We start from the raw sequence: 19,727 nt of genomic DNA, 5'->3' as shown, positions 1-19,727 counted from the left end.
AAACGGCCGCTACAGCATCACCCAGCACGGTGACGGTTCGCCTCCTCTGGATCTTGTACGTATTGAGGCAAGCCCAATCGAAGCGGAGTTCGTCGAGCTTCCCAGGCTCGGGGAGGCCGGAAGCCAGACTCCAGCCAAAAAGAGGGCGAGCACGCCCATCTCAAGGTAAGATTGCGCTCGCACATAACTTTGCCAGGGGCTCCGTGGAAATGGAAGTTTCCAAGAGCTTCCTGGCTTCGCAGCAAAGAAACCGGCCGCACACCCCTGGCCAAAATTGAACCGGCCCCGAACGCTTCCAAAATAGCTTCCCTATCCTGCCGCGAAAGAAAACCCGCCTCACCCACCTTCGCCTACTCTCCAGACGCCCCTTCCCTGCGTTCTTCGGAACAATCCGGGACGTTCTCCATCCTCAGAGCGAAAGACGATTTTACGGCCAGTTTTTAAGGGTTTACGCCTGGCCTTCGTTTTTTGCCCAAAACATGCCCCCCCTTATGGTTCGCGGCCGGCCGACCCGGGTGCGAAAGGGTTCGCCGACACTTCCCTCCACCTGAGGTTCCCGATATCTCTTCCCCATGCCCAACATGTTCGACCCGCTCCACTGGTTGGCCACGAAAGGTGCCGTCGCCTCCCTGGACAAGGACGGCGAAGTGCAGCCTCTTTTTGACCAGTATACGCCGTAGGACATATGCTGGCGGATCAGGCGAGTGCCGGGGGCGGAGTTTGGGTCGATAGACCAAGTGACTTCATTGTAAACAGGCTCAGACTATCTTTTTTAGCTGGATCGGTCGTAATGGTCTGGGTAAAAATTGCTCTATATTTTTGCCCAGGACTGTTTTATGCTGCACAAGAAAAATTGTAACATGCCTGTAGTGCAGCCGAGGCCTGGGCTTGTCATGCAGCAACAGGAATTGGCAGCAGGGCCGTTGTTTTGATGAGACCTGAACAATCCGCACCGCCGCTGCGCCCGGCTGCCCCGGCGTTGGACCGTTTATTGTCGGAGTTCCCCTGCCTGTTGTCCCCAATCTGCCACAGCCCGCTGTAAAGGAACGCCAATGATTCGAATGGTTCTCTCCATCGTGGGCATTTTGCTGGCATCACTGGCCGTTTGCACCACGGCCACGGCCACCTCGGTCAAACTCTACGGCGATTTCCGCGTCCAGGGGACTTTTTTTTCCAACCAGAACTACACCGGGCAAAGCACTGATGGCAGCCAGACCGCCGATACTTTCGACATCTGGCAGCGTCTGCGGCTTCACATGGATTTGGCAGCCGGCGACCACCTTGCCTTTCGCTTGGGCCTTCGCGTCCAGAACCAGACCTGGGGCACGAACTACTTAACGGCCGCCAATCCGGTTCCGGCCGTGCAGCCCTACCAGTGCTATCTGCAACTGACCGTGCCGGACACGAAGGTGACTGTCACGGCCGGCTACCAGCCTCTGTCCCTGCCCCATTCCACGATTTTCTACGATTCTGTGGTCCTGTCCACGGACTCGGGCAACAGCGACGCCGCCGCCATGGTGGTTTCCGGCCCGATTATGGCAGAGACCCTTTCCGGCACCGTCGGATTTAGCCGGCTGGTGGACACCAACCGGACGTACGACACCACCACCACCCAGGTCGGTGACGAGTTCGATCTGGCCTTCGCCAGTCTGAACCTGACCGTCCCGGGCCTCGCCGTCACCCCCTGGGGCGCGGTTGGCGTGCTTGGCAAGGATGCCGACCTGCCAAGCGGCATGAGCCAGAACATGGTGTCGGCCGGTTCGTTTTTGACCCCGACCGGTTATCATAATAACCAGAACGCGGCCGTGTGGGCCGGCGCGACCCTGACCGCCAACGCCCTGGACCCGATTCGGATCTCCGCCGACGTCGCATACGGCAACGCCGGCTTCGCCGATGCCTCCCGCAACCACCGCCAGGGCTGGTTTGCCGATCTGGCCCTGGAATATACCGGACTCACCTGGGTCACGCCCCAGCTCATGGGCTGGTACGGCGCCGGCGAAGACGCCAGCCTCGCCAATGGCTCCGAGCGCCTGCCGTATATCGTCACCACCTGGGGACCGACCGGGTCGTTTCTTTTCAGCGCCAACCAGGATCTCACCAACGCCTCCATGAACACCAATCCCCAGGGCAGCATGGGGCTGACGCTCAACTTCAATGCCATCGGCCTGCTCCCCAGACTGACCTCCCTGGTGGCCTTCTCCGTGGCCACCGGCACCAATTCTCCGGCCGGACTGCGCCAGGCCATGGCCGTTTCCGGCGGCCCCGGCAATTACGTGACGATGGGCCAGGATCTGGCCCAGGGCGAATCCGCCCTCTCCGTGGCCAGCGAACATACCTATGCCATAAACGAGGCACTGAAGCTGGTGCTGGAAACCGGCTGGGCCAAGGGCCAGGGGTTTCGCAAAAGCATCTGGGGACAGCACATGGCGGATAAGGCCGGCAATGCCTGGCAGGGAGCCGTGGGGCTTATCTATACGTTTTAAGAAGTCCTGACGGACGGCCCGCCGCGAACACAGGCCGGCCCGGCTCTAAGACCAACCCGCAACCCAAGGAGACGGCCCATGCCCATGGCGCGCACCCCGATTCTGGCAATCCTGACGGTCCTGTTTCTGACCCTGACCCTGGGGCCAGGAGCTGCTATAACAGCCGGGGCGGCGGCTCCCCAGGGCTCCGCCCCGGCCGCCAAAAACGGAGCCAAGGCCCTGCCCCTGGTGGTGGTGGTTTCGACCGGCGGCACCATTGCGGAAAAGACCGACCCCAAAACGGGCGGGGCGGTGCCGACCGTTTCCGGCGACGATCTCATCGCCGCCGTACCGGGACTGGCCACCCTGGCCCGCATCGAAGTGGTTAACTATTCCAATATCGACAGTTCGCAAATGACTCCGGAGCGTTGGGCGGGTCTGAGTCGGGCCGTGGACGCGGCCCTGAACCGGCCCGAGGTGGGCGGCGTGGTCGTAACCCATGGCACCGACACCATGGCCGAAGGCTCGTTTTTCCTCGACGCCACGCTTACAAGTGATAAGCCCGTCGTCTTCACAGGGGCCATGAACGACGCGTCAAGCCCGTTTCCTGACGGCCCAGGCAACCTGTACAACGCCGTGCTCCAGGTCTGCTCACCCAATAGCCGCGACTGGGGCGTCACCGTCACCCTAAACGGGTACATCAACTCCGCCCGCGACGTGCGCAAAACCCAGACAACCAATGTGCAGACCTTTGAGTCCGGCGAAAAGGGGTATCTGGGTTACATCACCAGCGGCACGGTCTCGCGCTTTAACGACCGGCTGCGCCGGGTCCGCTTGCCCCTGCCCGAAACCCTGCCCAAGGTCGCCTTTCTGGCCACCTATGCCGGCGACGACGGTGCCTTCGTGCGCCACGCCGTGGACGACGGGGCCAAGGGAATTGTCATTAACGGCGTCGGCTCCGGCAACGTCAACGAAGCCGTCTACGGGGCCGTCAAATACGCCCTGTCCAAAGGCGTGGTCGTGGTCATTTCCACCACGGTCTACTACGGGTCTGTGGAGCCGGTATACGGCGACCTGGGCGGCGGCCTGATGCTCGAAAAAGACGGCTGCATCCTGGCCGGGGATCTGCCAGGGCAAAAAGCCCGCCTGCTCCTCATGCTGGGGCTGGCCGGCTACGGCCCGGACGCAGCCAAACTCAAGGCTCTTTTTTAAGCGCCGTAAGGTGCCGCCGGCCCGGCGGCCAGCGCATCGACCGGCAGGTTCCCCTCGCTCCCAACGAATCAACCCCGACACGGAGATGATCCCATGCAGGATGGACAGCGCGACGAGGAAAAACGCTACGAGAGCCTCAGCCCCTTTGAACTGAAAAACAAGCTGGCCGATCTGGCCCAGACGGCCCATGAAAAAATGATGATTAATGCCGGGCGCGGCAATCCCAACTGGATCGCCACCGCCCCGCGCGAGGCCTATTTCCTGTTTGGCAGCTTCGCCCTGGCCGAGGCCCGCCGGGTCATGAGCCGGCCGGGCATGGCCGGCGCGCCGGCCGCAGCCGGCAGCGGGGCGCGCCTGCTGGCCTTTTGTCAGGCCCACGGCGACCACAACGGCGCCCAGTTCCTGGCCGATGCCTACGCCTACGCCACCGGAAAGCTCTCTCTTGACGGCGACGCCTTTGTGGGCGAACTGGCCGACGCCATCATAGGCGACCACTACCCCACCCCGGACCGGGTGCTGCCCCTGACCGAAAAAGTCATCCAGGCCTATCTCAACGAGACCATGTTCGACAGCCGCCCGCCGGCCGGGACCATGGACCTCTTCCTGGTCGAAGGCGGCACGGCGGCCATAAGCTACATCTTCAATACGCTTAAGGAAAACGGACTGCTCAACCCTGGCGACAAGCTGGCCATCGCCACCCCCATCTTTTCGCCCTACCTGGAAATTCCGCCCCTGGCCGACTACGGCCTGGTCAGCGTGGATGTGGCCATGGACGAGGAAAAGGGCTGGCAGTTCCCGGACGCGGAACTGGAAAAACTCCACGACCCGGCGGTCAAGGCCTTCTTCCTAGTCAACCCGTCCAATCCGCCGTCGGTGAGCCTCACCGAAGCCTCCCTGCAAACCATTGCCGAACTGGTACGCACCAAACGCCAGGATCTCATCATCCTCACCGACGACGTCTACGGCACCTTCGTCAACGGCTTCCGCTCCCTGGCCGCCATTGCCCCGCGCAACACCATCCTGGTCTATTCCTTCTCCAAATATTTCGGCTGCACCGGCTGGCGGCTCGGGGTCATCGGCCTGTACCAGGACAACGTCCTTGACGCCATGATCGCCACCCTGCCGGCCGACAAGCGCGCCGCCCTACATACACGCTACGAGTCCATTGCCACCAACCCTGACGGCCTTAAACTCATCGACCGGCTGGTGGCCGACAGCCGGGCCGTGGCCCTTAATCACACCGCCGGCCTGTCCACGCCCCAGCAGGCCATGATGGTCTTTTTCGCCCTGGCCGAACTGCTCGACACGGAGTTTCACCTCTACAAGCAGGAGGCCCAGGGACTGGTCAAGGAACGCTACGAAGCGCTTTTTGACGGCATCGGCATCCCCGCCCCGGACACCGACGACTCCTTTGCCCGCTACTACACCACCATCGACATCCACAAACTGGCCGTAGCCCGCTACGGCCAGGACTTCGACGACTGGCTGCGCGACGCCCACGAACCCATCGACTTTGTCTGGCGGCTGGCGGCGGACAAGGACGTGGTCCTCATGGACGGCGGCGGGTTTGCTGGTCCCACCATGTCGGTGCGGGTCTCCCAGGCCAACCTGGACACGCCGGAATACGGCAAGATCGGCAAGGCCATCAGCGAGCTGCTGGCCGACTACAAAGCCGAGTGGGACGCTTCCCGCTAACCGGCCCGGATTGACGCGGCCCTGCCGACAACGTGCGACCGGTTTGCGCAATCGCCTTTGATTGTGCCAACCGGCCGCCCAGGCGCCCCATGAGGTATTCTATGCTTGAATGGATCGTGACCACCCTGCGCCAGCACAGCGAGCTGGCTATCTTCCTGACCCTTGGCCTGGGCTATTGGGTTGGCGGCCTTAAATTTAAGAACTTCAGCCTGGGTGCTGTGACCGGCGTCCTTTTAACCGGCGTCCTGGTCGGCCAGCTCGATATCCCGGTCTCGGAGAACGTCAAGGCCGTCTTTTTCATCCTGTTCCTGTTTGCCATCGGCTACGGCGTGGGGCCGCAGTTCGTGCGCGGGCTGGCCTCGGACGGCGGGCCGCAGGCTCTTTTCGCCGTGGTCATCTGCCTGCTGTGTCTGGGAGTGACCTACGTCTGTGTGCGCCTTGGCGGCTTTGACATCGGTTTCGGGGCCGGGCTGTTCGCCGGGGCGCAGACCATTTCGGCCGCCATGGGCCTGTCCACAGACGCCATCGGCAAGCTCGGGCTGCCGCCGGACAAGGCGTCGGCCCTGCTGAAGGAAATCCCGGTGGCTTATGCGGTCTGCTATTTCTTCGGCACCCTGGGCACGGGCTGGATTCTGGCCTTTCTCGGACCCAAGCTCCTGGGCATCGACCTGCCCAAGGCCTGCCGGGACTACGAGGCCAAACTGTCCCATGGCACGCCGGCCGGCGGCATCCATTCGGCCTGGCACGCCATCGACGCCCGGGCCTATGCCGTCGAAAAAGGCGGCCGCCTGGACGGGCTGACGGTTGCAGCCGTGGAATCAAAGCTGGCCAATCCGCCGGTCTTTGTGGAGCGGCTGCGCCAGGGAGGGCGGATCGTCGAATTTACGCCGGACACTGTTCTTGGGGCCGGGGACGTGGTGGCCGTGTCCGGGCACCACGAGAGCCTGGTCGGCATCATGGAAAAGCTGGCTGTGGAAGTGGAGGATCGTGAACTGCTGTCCATTCCCCTGGAATCGGTCCATCTCGTTATCACCAAAAAAAGCGTCAACGGTCGCACGCTTCTGGATCTGGCCAAGGAACCCTTTGCCCGGGGAGTGCACCTGCGCAAGATCACCCGGGGAGCCGCTGGCATCGACATCCCGATCCTGGCCCAGACCAAGCTCTACCGGGGCGACATCCTGAAGGTGTCCGGCACCACCAACCACCTGGACCGGCTGGCCGCCCAGCTCGGTTACGAGGACCGGCCCTCGAACATGACCGACATGGTCTTTGTCGGGCTGGCCATTGCCCTGGGCGGCGTCCTGGGGTCGGTCACGGTGCCGGTTTCCGGCATCCCCATCACCCTGTCCTCCTCCGGCGGGGCGCTGATCCTGGGCCTTGTGGCCGGCTGGCTGCGCTCGGTGCATCCCACCTTCGGTCGCATCCCGGCCCCGTCGCTGTGGTTCATGAATTCCGTGGGCCTTAATACCTTCATCGCCGTGGTCGGTATCTCCTCGGGACCAAGCTTTATCGCCGGCCTCAAGTCCGCCGGCTGGGGCCTTTTTTTCTGGGGGGCCGTGGCCACGGCCGTGCCCATGCTCCTGGCCCCGCTTCTCGCCAAGCATGTCTTTAAAATCGACCCGGCCCTAAACCTTGGCTGCTGCGGCGGGGCGCGCACCAGCACGGCCTCGGTCGGCATGGTCAACGACGCAGCCCAAAGCACCATCCCCATGCTTGGCTATACCGTGCCCTATGCCATCAGCAACACCCTGCTGACCATGTGGGGGCTGGTCATGGTGCTGCTGTTGCGCTAAGGTGCCGCCCCCCTTGCAGACAGCCGTTACGACGAAGCCAGCGACGACCCCTGAGTTCTTGGGGAGAGGCCTGGAGCCGCCGGGAAATATTCTTGTATCGGCCGGCTGGTCCTGGGCCAGGACCAGCCGGCCGCTATTGAAACTGCATACCTACTGGGACTGCTGCCGTGGAGATTCGCGGCTTCGGTTACTTCTCGGTGAAGGATTACGAGGGCTCACTGGCCGTCTGGGAGCCAGCACAGCTGGTCGCGTAGCGCGGCCAGATGCCCGGCCGGCGTGGGTGAAGAGCGGGCCTGCGAGATAAATATGGTGGTTCTCAATAATCCTCCGAATGATCTTTGTGCCGCTCCCAGTTTTCCATGTAAAGCCGGGCCAGCCCCTTGTCCTTAATGATGAGCAGATTCTCGGCGTTTCGCTCCTCGGCCGCTTTCGTAAAGTTGAAGCTCCCCGTCACGACCGTCTGCCCGTCGACCACCATGACCTTGTTGTGGGCGATGGCGTGGGCCACGTCGATGTAGACCGGGATACCCGCGTTTTTCAGGAAGGACGCCCCTGTGTAGGTCGCCCTCCGCTGGCTCTTGTCCAGAAGGGCTTCGACCTTCACCCGCGCTTGGCCGCGTCCACCAGGGCCTTGGCAATGAGGGGCACTCGTGAAGCTGTAGGCCTGGACGTAGACGCTTTCCTTCGCCTGCCCGAGGGCACTCAATGATGGCCTTTTGCCCGCCGCCTCTGGGGCTGAAATACAGGCTGACGGGGGTGTCATTGAGGGTCAGGTCGTAGGCGAAGGAAGGAAACACCGGCAGGACAAAGAGGAGCGCGGCGAGGATGCCCTTCCTTACGATTTGACTGGTCATTGTGCCCAGAGCCCCTTTTTTTCATCTCGACATTGAAGCTCCCAGGCGTTCCAGGAGACGCATTCCGGGGTGAACTGCTCTCGGCAACGCCGCATGTCCACAATGGCAAGGCAAGCCTTCGTGAGCACCTCGGCCACGTCTTCCCGGCCTACGAGGACCCGGGCGACCACCCGGCCTTCGCGGTCATGTCCCATCGGCCGGACTTCGGCCACGTCCCCCCATTGGCGGCACCATGACGCCGTCCGCCTTTGCGCCGCATCGGCTGCGGCTTGCCCGGCTGCGGGGACGCCGATTGCGAAGAGCCTGACACGCTCGACCTGACCATCGGACTTGGCCACCCAGGGTCGCGCCGTCCACGACACCCACCACCTTCCCCTGCCAGGAGTCCACTGCGTGGATTTGAGGCGGGGACAGGAGAAGACCCAGGAGTCAGGACCAGCCAGAGGAGTGCGGACAGGTGGCGGGGCATTGCTGGTCCTCGTGCATATCGGTTTCGGGCGCAGGCGAGATAAGCGCTTATGCCAAGCCGGGGAGGTCGAGCGCCCCCCCCCCCCGCCCATGGCGGACAAGGTGGAGTCGGAAAATATTTTCCAGCGCTCTCAAAAACCGTATAACTTTACGTATAACCGCCAAAACAAGAATCAATCTTTATAAAACATACAAGCATGTTAAAGAACCAATGTGGTTGTCCCCACCCCAAAAGACCTTCCAACACGATCCGATAAAGTCCAAAAGACCAAAGATTTCAGCATGAAGCCGGGCTAGAGATAGTCCGGCTTCGTCTTTTTAGGTCCGGTGACATCCGCCCACTCTGGGGGCAACAATTGGGGCAACAAGGCTGGACATGAAAATTTCCGCCAGAAGTTGCCCCACATGCTCACAGATACCGCTGTCCGCAACGCTAAACCGGGAGCCGCCGCCATCAAATTGTTCGATGGCGGCGGCCTCTATCTGGAAGTTGCCACTGCTGGGGGCAAGTGGTGGCGTCTCAAGTATCGACTTGGGGGCAAGGAAAAAAAAATCTCCCTCGGCGTCTATCCTGACGTGTCCCTCAAGGACGCCCGAGAGCGACGCGACGACGCCCGAAAGCTCATCGCCAACGGAATTTGCCCGAGCGCCCTACGCAAAGAAGATAAAGCCGGAATCGCCGCCGACGCCGTGAGCTTTGAGAAGGTGGCGCGGGAATGGTTCTCAAAGTTCAAGGAGAACTGGACCGCCTCCCATGCCGACCGGACCATTCGCCGCTTCGATTTTGTGACCATGAGCGTGCTGCGGCTGGCCCCGATGCTGTCCGTGCGCCCTGGCGAGCTGCGCCATGCCAAATGGTCGGAAGTCGACTTCGACAAGGCCGAGTGGCGCATCTTTGAGCACTTGCCGGCGGCAACGACCGATGCCCAACGCAAGGCCCTCCTCCCCCAATATCTTGATCCCTGCTCCCTGATCATCTCTGCCTGAGCTTCTGACGCTTTCCTCTCGACCTGACAGGATGCGCCTTGTCAGGCGCTTACCTATGATGACCAAGAAGGCAAGAGCGGATTTGGCCCAACCGCCCAAGAGACCGGCAGTTAGAGTCTTCTGGACGCGCGTCGCAAACCTTCGTTCACACTGATCGGCGGCGTCCATTGCAGGAGACTGATGGTTTTGCTGATGTCGACCTGCAGGGAGCCGCAGAGCCTGCTATATATTTCCGGCCGGCCAAGGATTCTTGCGCCGGACCGCAGCAGCACCGGCGGCACAGGCACAAGTTTGGCCGGCCTGTCCATAAACCGGCCCAGGCGCAGCATCAATTCGGGAGTAGAGAGGTCGTCCCCATCGGACACCAAGAACGTCTCGTTGGCTGCCTGCGAATGCACGACGCAGGTGGCGATCAGATCCACGAGATTGTCCAGGAAAACATAACTGCGTTTGTTGCGGACACTGCCGAACGGCAACGGCCAACCGCGTTGCAGCAAGCGAATGAGTACGCCGAAATTTCCTGGTGCGCCTGGACCATAGACCAGGGGGGGGCGAATGATGACAACTTCCAAGGACGACTGATCGGCAATCTTTCGCAGGCCGGTTTCAGCCTCGAATTTTGATCTGGCATAGGGTGAATTTGGCCTCGGCGCGTCGTCGGGACCAAACGGGGAAGCAAAGGTCTGCGTCCCGTTAACGCCGATCGAGCTGATGAAGACGAAACGCTTCACCCCGGCCAAGGCCGCTTGGCGGGCAAGGGTTAATGTCCCCTCGACATTGACCAGCCGGAAGGCCTGCAGTTTATCCCTGGCCGTGTCGCGCAGCATATGGACCCGCGAGGCAAGATGGACGATCACGTCCACGCCGCGCAAAGCGTCGCTGAACTGCGTGGCGCCAGACAGATCTCCCACTATCGCCGGCTCAACGCCTTCCGCCAACTGGCAATATTTTCGCAAGCCGGCTCGGACCCCAAAGCCGGATTGAACCAACCGGGCGCAGCACGCCCGGCCGATGAAGCCCGAGGCTCCAGAAATAAAAACACGCGGACGCATGACGTCACCAGTTTCAGGGACAAACCCCAAATGATTGGAGAGTGTTCTGTTTGACATAGCGCTTTGCCGTGGGACGCAAAAACTGGTTGTTCTCAGGCCATCCACTTGGAGCCCACACCTCGGCCGCCGTTTTACTGCCGCATCAATACGGTCAAGGCCAACGGCCTGGAGCCACGCCGCTCTCTGCGACACCGCTTCGAGCACTTGCCGGCCGGCACCACCGATGCAAAACGCAAGGCGCTCCGGGGCCTACACCTCGATCCCTGTCTCCTGCTCATCGCTGCCTGAGCTCCTGCGCCTTTTCTCGTGACTTGGCAAGATACGCCGTATTGCGCGCTCACACTTCTTTGTCCAATTCATGGGCATGTTAGCCTTGCATGTCCATAAATTGGACATGATTTCGTCGAGAGAGTGCAACGGTATCCTTTTCTGGCTTTAAAAAATACTTTTCCCCGCAACAAACTCTAACGCACTGGCATATAGAAACATTTTACATACACTTGAAGCTTTTTATATAATTGCCCGCCAAGTATCACCCTGTAAAAATACATTTTTTCAGCAGACAACCGCAGATGGCCCTCCCCCCCTTTGGCCATGTTTCCCTTGGTCCCCTGGCCTGGACGATTTGTTGCAATAAAGCAAGCAAGGTGCAGGCGGCTGCCAAGGACGAGTCGCTTTGCACAGTCTCTTGAAATAGTTTCGCATCGAGATGCCGTGGAGATCTTATGCCTTGATTTTTGCAATATTGCAAACAATCAGCAACGAGGAGCCCAGCTATGTCTCATTGGGAAAAAAAGATCGACATCAACAAGGTTTTTGTTCTGCAAACACCCAGGCCGATCACCTATTTCGGGGTTGGAGCCATTGCCAAGATCGACTCCATTCTGGCGGAGATGGCCCTTAAAGGCATTAAGAACATCCTCGTGGTCACTGATTCCATCGCCTACAAGGCCAGCGGTGCCTGGAACAGCGTGGAGCCGGCCCTGAACAAAAACGTGAAGTGGAAGCACTATGACAAGGTGCGGCCCAATCCCACCTATACCAACTGCGAAGACGCTGCTGCAATGGGCCTGGACTTCAAGGCCGACGCCATCCTCGCCATCGGCGGCGGCAGCGCCATGGACACGGCCAAGACGGCCGCTGTGCTCATAAAGCATCCCGGCAAAAAGGCCGTGGAATTCTACGAGAAGGGCGAACCCATCACCGGGGCCGTGCCGCTCATTCTTATCAACACCTCTCACGGAACAGGCTCCGAGTGCGGCTACGGCGCCGTGGCCCAGTCCGACGGCGAGGACAAGCCCGCCATCTTTTCGCCGCACATTTTTTCCACCTACACCATTGAAGACCCTGCCCTGACGGCGACCATGCCCACCACGCAGACCATCTCCACTTCCATGGATGCCGTGAACCATGCCCTGGAAGCGGCCACCACAATCACGACCACGCCCTATTGCATCGAGCTGTCCAAAGAGGCCATCCGGCTGGTTATTACGTACCTGCCGACGGCCATTGTCGAGCCCTCCAACCTCACGGCCCGCTACTGGCTCATGTATGCTTCGGCCATCGCCGGCATCAGCTTCTACCAGGGCATGCTCCACATCACCCACGTCATGGAGCACGCCATGAGCGCCATCAACACCAAGGTCACCCACGGCGATGGTCTGGGCATCCTTATGCCAGCCATCGTCCAGGAGATTTATCCGGCCGTGCCGGAAGTCATCGCCGACCTGTTCTCGCCGGCTATCCCGGGCCTCAAGGGCGAACCCAGCGAGACCGACTTCGTGGTGGAAAAGCTGCGTGCCTGGTGCCACAGTGTGGGCCAGTCCACCAGCATGGCCGGCTACTACTCCGAGGCCGACATCCCGGCTCTGGTCAAATTGACCATGGCATCTTCCCTGTCCAAGGTGCTCTTGCCCCTGGCCCCCATCAAGGTGAACGAGGCCGTGGTGGAACGCATCTTTAAAAATTCACTGTAGCCACGACGACCGGGGGGCGGCCAGTCCGTCCCCCGGCCTGGACATGCCCGCATGACGGCCGTGACCTTTCCCGAAACGGGTCCGCCAGCCCGCGCCGTCCATGCCCACACAACACCTGCGGACGGACAGGCGCTGTTGCACCTGTCGCCCTGCGGCCATTCCGCAAAACCTTCAGGGGGGAAGGATCATGCGAAATACATTCTGCCTGTGGGCCCTGATCACAGCCTTGACCATGCCGGGCCTGGCCCTGGCCAACAGCCCGAGGGATTACCTGCCGCTGGACCCGGGCAGTGTCTTTGTCGCTTTTTACTACGACCATTATTACGGGAACGACTACTACCACAAAGGAACGAAAGTCAGCGGCAATACGAATTATTATGCCAACGTCGGCGTCTTCCGTCCCGTCTACTACACGAGCATCGGACCGTTCACCGTCGATCCACAGCTCATCCTTCCCTTTGGCGAGGCCGATCTCATCAAGAGTCCCTCGGGCGGACTCGGCGACGCCACCTTCGCCGCCACCATCTGGTTCATCAACAACAAGGAATACAAGTTCATTTTCGCCTACACGCCTTTTCTGACCGCTCCCACCGGACGCTATGACCCCAACAGTCCGGTGAACTTCGGGTCCAACCGCTGGGCCACCAAACACGAGGTCTGCGTCGCCAAAGGGTTTGGCGACAGCACCTGGCTCGAAGTCGCGGCGCATGTCCAATTCTATTCCGACAACAACGACGCCCGGGACGCGGAAAACCGCACGGTCACTTCGTCCAAGGCCGCCTCGTACGGCGGAGAAACCCATTTGAGCTACAATTTTACAAAGGACTTCTTCGGTTCCTTCGACTACTACTACCTCCACGGGGGTGAGACTACAATCAACGATACATGGCAAAAGGACTGGGTCGACTCCCACACCTTGGGGCTTTCGTTCGCTTACATGCTCACGCCGCACACCCAGCTGATGATCAACGGCAAGACCGACGCCAGCGTGTACAACGGCATCATGACCAGTTCATTCGGAGCGCGCCTTGGGTTTATATTCTAATAAACAGCTGTGGCGACAAGCTTAAACAGCGTTCATTAAGAAGAAAAAGCCTTCTGATTTGAAACGAATGTGGTTCAGAATCGCCATAGGTGCCTCTCATCAACTTGCATCTGGCGCTTCATGCAGGTGGACTGCATCCTTACAGGATTGGATTGGCTGCGCCAAACGCTACCTGGGGCTTGTTTTAAAGGACAAGCCCCTTGATCACTGGCCTATCTTTCCAGAGTTGAAAGCCACGAAGTTCATTGGCTGATTCCCGTTAAAAATGATACTGTCGGCATGGTACGAATCCCCTCTCCTTGGTGTCTGCATCCTGGGGGGCGTTTGGCCCGTTGCCATCCAGACCACCACGCGACAGGCGCGCGCCCCATCCGCGACATCCTGGCTCCCAAACTGCTGCCCCCCTCCGCCGCATCAAGGCTCGTGAAGCTCTCGAGACGGCCCACCGCACCATGAGCACCTAGAAAACACTGCAATTTCATCTTGTTAAATGGCGGCGCGAAATGCCTTGACTTATAAAATGATAAATCATAAAAATCATCATTAAATTTAAATCAAGATTGAGCCCCGGACCGCAGGGGCCACAACCAGAGAAGGCGACACGTGGGACGTAAAAAAACTTCCGAACTCGATGCCGAAGCCATCAAGCAGCGCATTGTTGCCACGGCCGAACAGCTTTTCCGGGATATAGGATACGCCAAGACCACCGTGGCGGACATCGCCAAAGCCCTGGGCATGAGCCCGGCCAATGTCTATCGCTATTTCGCCACCAAGGCGGCCATAAACGAAGCGATTTGCGACCGGCTGGTGCACAGTATCGAAGCCCAAAGCTTGGCATCGCTTGGCGGAGAAAGCACGGCGACTGAGAGGCTGACCCGCTTCATCATCGCCTACCATACCATCATCAAGCGCAGCATTATCAAGGAAAGAAAACTCTACGACATGGTTGCCGTGGCCATGGACGAACACTGGGATGTCGTACAACAACACAGCTACCGCATGTGTGATAATATCTCTATAATTCTTGAGCAAGGAATGTCCGCCGGGGAATTTCGTCAAATGGACGCCTCCAAAATGGCAATCGCCATCCATGAAGCTCTGGCTGTTTTCCTGTATCCATCCCTTCTTGAACATCGAATGAACGAAACAGACGGTGACGGCAGTATGCTGGAGGAGCTTGAACAACTCCTTGATCTTCTTTTTTATGGCCTGAGCGCCAAAGCCTGAATACCCTTTCCACCTTCCAACCTGGATGGCGTCTGCTATGCCTTTGCGCACCAAATCCCTGTCGCCCCAATCCACAGTGGCGATCCGTTGGGCGAGATTTTTCCCCCTTGTGTTTTGCCTCTTGCTGCCCGGCTGCAAGGAAGCCGGCGGCAACCGTCCGGCTGTTCCTGTGGTCAGGACCATGCGGGTCAGTCAGGACTCGGGGGTTGAGAACCGCACCTATTCCGGCGTGATCGTGGCGCGCCATGAGGTGGAGGAATCCTTCCGGGTGGGGGGGCGAATCGAAAAACGGCTGGTGGATGTCGGAGACCGCGTCCATGCCGGGCAGGTGCTGGCCGGCCTTGATGAAAAAGACCTCCGGCTGGCGACGGAAAGCACCCTGGCGGAATGGAAGGCCGCTATTTCCAACCAGGAGCAGGCCGCCACCGAGGAACAGCGCTATACCACACTGCTGGCCCGGCATGTGGTCAGCCAGTCCGAATACGATCTGAAGCATCTTGCCGGCGAGGAGGCCCGGGCGCGTCTGGAGAAAGCGGAGCGAACCCACAAGCTGGCCGTGAGCCAGCTTGGCTACGCCAATCTCCTGGCCAGCACAGACGGAGTGGTCACCAAAGTCAATGCCGAGGCCGGGCAGGTCGTGTCCCTGGGCCAGAGCGTCGTGGCCATAGCCAGGGACGGCGCGCTGGAAGTCCAGGCTGACATTCCCGAACGGCGGCTGCAGGACATTAAGGATACCACCGCGGAAATAACCCTCTGGTCCAACCGGGACGTACGCTATCGGGCCGTGTTGCGGGAAACCGCCCCGGCCGCTGATCCGGCCACCCGGACCTATGCCGTACGCTATGCGCTGCCGGACACCGACGACGCGGTACGCCTGGGCATGACCGCGACCCTGCGTCTGACAGCTCCCGCCAACGGACGTATCTTCCGCATTCCGGCCAGCGCCCTATTTAACCAGGGCGGCGGCCCTGGCGTGTGGATTGTCGAACCGCAGACCGGGCGACTGGCGCTTCGGCCCGTGACGATTGACCACTACTCCGACCGGGATGCCTTCGTACTCGGGCAGCTTGCCACCGGCGACGCCATTGTCACCTCCGGCGTCCAGAAGCTCGATGCCGGCATGACCGTCCGTCTGGCCGACGCGCCGAAGGAGAGCGGCAAGTAATGCGCTTAAACCTGTCGGAGTGGGCCGTCACCCACCGGCCGCTCACGCTCTTTCTCATCCTCGTCGTATCCCTGGCCGGCATCTGGTCCTATTTGCAGCTCGGGCGGGCCGAGGACCCCGAATTCACTGTCAAGTCGATGATCGTAAGCGCCAACTGGCCCGGGGCCACGGCTGACGAGATGCAGCGTCTGGTGGCCGATCCCATCGAGAAAAAGCTCCAGGAAGTCCCGTATTTCGACAAGGTGAAAACCTACTGCCGGCCGGACAGCGTGGTCATGCAGCTGATCCTGCGGGACAGCGCGCCGGCAACGGCAGTGGGCGAGAGCTGGTACCAGGCCCGAAAACGCGTGGGCGACATCAAGGGCACTTTGCCCACGGGCGTGCTCGGTCCGTTTTTTAATGACGAGTTTGGCGATGTGGACTCTGTGCTCTATCTGCTTACAGGCGACGGCTTCACCATGCGTGAACTCAAGGACGAGGCCGAAAACATCCGCCAGGCCTTGCTGCGCGTGCCTTCCGTGACCAAGGTCCGCTTTTACGGGGAACAGGCCGAGTGCATTTTCGTGGAGCTCAACCACGCCAAACTGGCCACCCTTGGCCTTACGGCCCAGACCGTTTTCAACTCCATCGCACGACAGAATGCCGTGACACCGGCCGGCAATCTGGACACGGATACGGACACCATCCATCTGCGCGTGGACGGCGCACTGACCGGTGCCCAGGCCCTGGCGGAAGTGCCCATCCAACATGCCGGCAAGGTGTTCCGGCTCGGGGACATCGCCGCCTTGCGCCGGGACGCCCAGGATCCGCCGACGTTTATTGTCCGGCATGCAGGCAAGCCGGCCATCGCCCTGGGCGTGGTTATGGCCAAGGGCGGCAATATCCTGGAGCTTGGCCAGCGCCTCAACCAAGCCATGGAGCACATCCGCAAAGACCTGCCCCTGGGCTTTACCATCAGCACGGTGGCAGATCAGGCGGAAGTGGTCGATGACTCGGTGTCCGAATTCCTCCGCTCGTTTCTTGAGGCCCTGGTCATCGTCCTGGCCGTGAGCTTCCTGTCGCTGGGCTGGCGCACAGGCATTGTCGTGGCCCTGGCCGTGCCGCTGGTGCTGTCCATGGTTCTGGCGATCATGTCTGCGCTTGGCATGAGCCTTGAACGAATATCGCTTGGCGCGCTCATCATCGCCCTGGGCCTGCTGGTGGATGATGCCATCATTTCGGTCGAGATGATGGTGGTGAAAATGGAGCAGGGATTTGACCGGATCAAGGCTGCCACCTTCGCCTGGAACGCCACGGCCTTTCCCATGCTGACCGGCACGCTGGTCACGGCCGCCGGCTTTCTGCCCGTCGGACTGGCCAAGTCGTCCTCTGGAGAATACGCTGGCGGCATTTTCTGGGTGGTGACCATCGCCCTGCTCTCATCCTGGCTCGTGGCCGTGGTATTCACGCCCTACCTGGGCTACAAGCTGTTGCCGCAGTTTCACGGCGCGGCCCATGAGGGTGGCGACGCCATTTACGAAACCCCGACATATAAACGCCTGCGCACCTGCATCACCTGGTGCGTCATGCACCGCAACATCGTGGTTGGCGCGACCTTGGGGCTTTTCCTCCTGGCCTGCGTCGGCGCGGCCTTTCTGTCGCTCCAGTTTTTTCCGGCCTCTTCACGTGCGGAACTTCTGGTGGAAATGCGTTTGCCGGAAGGCTCGTCCTTTAAGGCCACAGCCGCTGCGATAGAAACCATGGAGACGTTCCTCAAGGACGATGCTGCCATTAGGAGCGCCACCAGCTATATCGGCTCCGGTCCGCCGCGCTGGTTCCTGCCCATGGCCCCGGAGCTGCCCAATGCCAGCTACGGTGTCGTCGTCCTCAATACCAGGGATGCCCAGGCCCGGGACCAGCTGAAAAACCGCGTCGAGGCCTTTGTCGCCACGGGTGGCCTCTCCCAGGCCCGGGTGCGGGTGACGACGCTCTTTTTGGGGCCGCCAGTGGGATTTCCCGTGCAATTTCGAGTCATCGGGCCGGACCCGCTCAAGGTTCGGGCCATTGCTTACGAGGTCCGCGAGGTCATGCGGGCCAATCCCAAGGTCTATGATGTCAATCTGGACTGGAACGAGCAGGCCAAAGCCATCCGGCTGGTGGTGGACCAGGACCGGGCCAGGGTGCTCGGCCTGACCCCGCAGGATATCGCCGAGGCCCTCCAGATGCTCCTGTCCGGGGTCACCATCTCCCAGGTCCGGGACGGCACCGAATTGGTCAATATCGTTGCCCGGGCCGTTCCCGAGGAACGCCTGCGCCCGGAAATCCTCGCCGATCTGACGATCAGCGCCCGCAACGGCCAGCCCATTCCCCTCTCCCAGGTGGCCAAAATTCAATATATCGCCGAGGAACCCATCCTGTGGCGGCAAAACCGCGACCTCAATATCACCGTCCGGGCGGAAGTCATCGACGGGGTGCAGCCGCCGGACGTCTCCATGGAAATCCTGCCCCGGCTTAAGCCCATCGAAAAGACGCTCCCGCCGGGCTACCGTATCGAAACCGGCGGGGCCCTTGAGGAAAGCAGCAAGGCCAATGCCGCCATCGTGGTACTGTTGCCGCTGATGGCCGGGGTCATGCTCGTGCTGTTGATGTTTCAGTTGCAAAGCTTCCCGAGTCTGTTTCTCGTCGTCTCCACGGCTCCCCTGGGGCTGATCGGGGCGGTTGGCGCGTTGCTTGCCTTTAACCGGCCCTTCGGTTTTGTGGCCATGCTCGGTGTCCTCTCCCTGGCCGGCATGATCATGCGCAACACCGTCATCCTCGTGGATCAGATCTCCCAGGACAGGCGGGACGCGATTGCGCCCTGGGAGGCTGTCATTGGTGCCACCCTGCGGCGGAGCCGGCCGGTGGTATTGACGGCGCTGGCGGCGATCCTGGCCATGATTCCCCTCACACGAAACGTTTTTTGGGGACCCATGGCCTTTGCCATCATGGGCGGGCTTTTGGTGGCGACCCTGTTGACCCTGCTGTTTACGCCGGCGCTCTATGCCATGGTGTTTCGTATCCAGAGACCGCCCCAATAGGACCATGGGACCAGAGCGGGGCCAATGGGACAAAACAGAAAAGCGGTTACAACACATTGTGTTGTACCCGCTTGAAAATACTTGGAGGACGGGGACCATTCAAACACATTTAACACTCTGTTTTTACACGACTTAATAAATTATATTTTCTCATATACCCGAAATTGCTGCACCTTTCTCCACACCTCCCCTACCCCGGCCAATTCGTCGAGGTCCACCCGGCGCTTGACACAAATCTGTGTTCAGTGCCCGGTAACCTCGCGGCTCAAAATTGCGCCACCAGTCCGTACACTCCCTCCCGACGTGCCATTAAACTGGGAGACGCGACAACCTAACGCTTGACCATATTTTGGTCCAATCGTAATTATTGATTTCAACGTATACAATGAGGAGGATGACTCAATGACAACAAGCAAACCTTATCTCAAATCGTTCTCAGCTTCTGTTTTATTTCTGTGTATTATTTTAGGACTCCATGCCTCAGCATACTCGTTTGAGCCATTACCAAACAGCTTTAACGGCATACAATTTGGATCAAAACCAACTTCTGGACTTAAACTTACAGAAAAAATGGACATAGTCGATCCAGCAACGAATTGCTCCGAACATAATAATAACGAGTAAACCCCCGGCTCTGCCGGGGGACTCACAAAGTTTGACAGTTCCGGGAATCGGAAGCCTCCATCGCTTGAACCGCTCAAAGTTCAAACAGACGGAGGCTTCCTGTGAACGACT

At 60.2% G+C, this 19,727-nt stretch carries 13 protein-coding genes and 1 pseudogene; 11 read left to right on the top strand and 3 right to left on the bottom strand.

Translation table 11 applies throughout. The annotated features are described in order from the left end of the window. The first annotated feature begins 1,052 nt into the window (after positions 1 to 1,052). The 4 genes from GTA51_RS05275 to aspT all read left to right on the top strand — a co-directional run bounded on the left by GTA51_RS05275 (position 1,053) and on the right by aspT (position 7,162). Positions 1,053 to 2,483 (top strand): outer membrane homotrimeric porin, encoded by a 1,431-nt coding sequence (locus GTA51_RS05275; RefSeq protein ID WP_160959295.1) that lies wholly within the window; start codon positions 1,053 to 1,055, stop codon positions 2,481 to 2,483. 78 nt (positions 2,484 to 2,561) lie between these two features. Further along, positions 2,562 to 3,674, top strand: coding sequence for an asparaginase (locus GTA51_RS05270; protein ID WP_211922442.1), 1,113 nt, complete (start codon positions 2,562 to 2,564; stop codon positions 3,672 to 3,674). Positions 3,675 to 3,767: 93 nt separating this feature from the next. Further along, positions 3,768 to 5,369 (top strand): bifunctional aspartate transaminase/aspartate 4-decarboxylase, encoded by a 1,602-nt coding sequence (locus tag GTA51_RS05265; RefSeq protein WP_160959294.1) that lies wholly within the window; start codon positions 3,768 to 3,770, stop codon positions 5,367 to 5,369. Between the two features lie 101 nt (positions 5,370 to 5,470). Then, positions 5,471 to 7,162, top strand: coding sequence for an aspartate-alanine antiporter (aspT, locus tag GTA51_RS05260; protein WP_160959292.1), 1,692 nt, complete (start codon positions 5,471 to 5,473; stop codon positions 7,160 to 7,162). A gap of 316 nt (positions 7,163 to 7,478) precedes the next feature. On the opposite strand, the gene GTA51_RS05255 is transcribed toward aspT, so the two are convergent. Continuing rightward, positions 7,479 to 7,925: a phospholipase D family nuclease gene (locus GTA51_RS05255; protein WP_246197992.1), complete on the bottom strand. Its 447-nt coding sequence runs from the start codon at positions 7,923 to 7,925 to the stop codon at positions 7,479 to 7,481. A gap of 87 nt (positions 7,926 to 8,012) precedes the next feature. After that, positions 8,013 to 8,576, bottom strand: a complete 564-nt coding sequence (locus GTA51_RS21490; protein ID WP_369334277.1) for a thermonuclease family protein — start codon at positions 8,574 to 8,576, stop codon at positions 8,013 to 8,015. Between the two features lie 313 nt (positions 8,577 to 8,889). Between GTA51_RS21490 and GTA51_RS21595 the strand changes: the two are divergent. Further along, positions 8,890 to 9,135: pseudogene (locus tag GTA51_RS21595) on the top strand (Arm DNA-binding domain-containing protein); the annotation flags it as partial. Positions 9,136 to 9,581: 446 nt separating this feature from the next. On the opposite strand, the gene GTA51_RS05240 reads toward GTA51_RS21595, so the two are convergent. Continuing rightward, positions 9,582 to 10,523, bottom strand: coding sequence for a UDP-glucose 4-epimerase family protein (locus GTA51_RS05240; protein WP_160959287.1), 942 nt, complete (start codon positions 10,521 to 10,523; stop codon positions 9,582 to 9,584). 105 nt (positions 10,524 to 10,628) lie between these two features. Here GTA51_RS05240 and GTA51_RS05235 point away from each other — a divergent pair, with 105 nt between their 5' ends. The 6 genes from GTA51_RS05235 (at position 10,629) to GTA51_RS05210 (ending at position 18,992) form a co-directional block, all read left to right on the top strand. Next, positions 10,629 to 10,811, top strand: a complete 183-nt coding sequence (locus GTA51_RS05235; protein WP_246197991.1) for a transposase domain-containing protein — start codon at positions 10,629 to 10,631, stop codon at positions 10,809 to 10,811. Between the two features lie 488 nt (positions 10,812 to 11,299). After that, a complete protein-coding gene (locus GTA51_RS05230; RefSeq protein WP_160959286.1) occupies positions 11,300 to 12,499 on the top strand; it encodes an iron-containing alcohol dehydrogenase in 1,200 nt (399 codons plus the stop codon). A 187-nt stretch (positions 12,500 to 12,686) separates the two neighbouring features. After that, positions 12,687 to 13,544: a transporter gene (locus GTA51_RS05225; protein ID WP_160959284.1), complete on the top strand. Its 858-nt coding sequence runs from the start codon at positions 12,687 to 12,689 to the stop codon at positions 13,542 to 13,544. A 603-nt stretch (positions 13,545 to 14,147) separates the two neighbouring features. After that, on the top strand, positions 14,148 to 14,771 hold the full coding sequence (locus tag GTA51_RS21385) for a TetR family transcriptional regulator (protein ID WP_160959282.1): 624 nt from the start codon (positions 14,148 to 14,150) through the stop codon (positions 14,769 to 14,771). 37 nt (positions 14,772 to 14,808) lie between these two features. Next, complete coding sequence (locus GTA51_RS05215; RefSeq protein ID WP_160959281.1) at positions 14,809 to 15,936, top strand: efflux RND transporter periplasmic adaptor subunit; 1,128 nt, start codon at positions 14,809 to 14,811, stop codon at positions 15,934 to 15,936. Then, positions 15,936 to 18,992 (top strand): efflux RND transporter permease subunit, encoded by a 3,057-nt coding sequence (locus GTA51_RS05210; RefSeq protein ID WP_160959279.1) that lies wholly within the window; start codon positions 15,936 to 15,938, stop codon positions 18,990 to 18,992. Before GTA51_RS05215 ends, GTA51_RS05210 begins: the two co-directional genes overlap by 1 nt. Positions 18,993 to 19,727 lie beyond the last annotated feature (735 nt).

Origin of the sequence: Solidesulfovibrio aerotolerans (assembly GCF_009856865.1) — a bacterium.
In the GTDB taxonomy this organism is placed as follows: Bacteria; Desulfobacterota; Desulfovibrionia; order Desulfovibrionales; family Desulfovibrionaceae; genus Solidesulfovibrio; species Solidesulfovibrio aerotolerans.
This window is presented reverse-complemented; position numbering and strand designations above follow the sequence as displayed.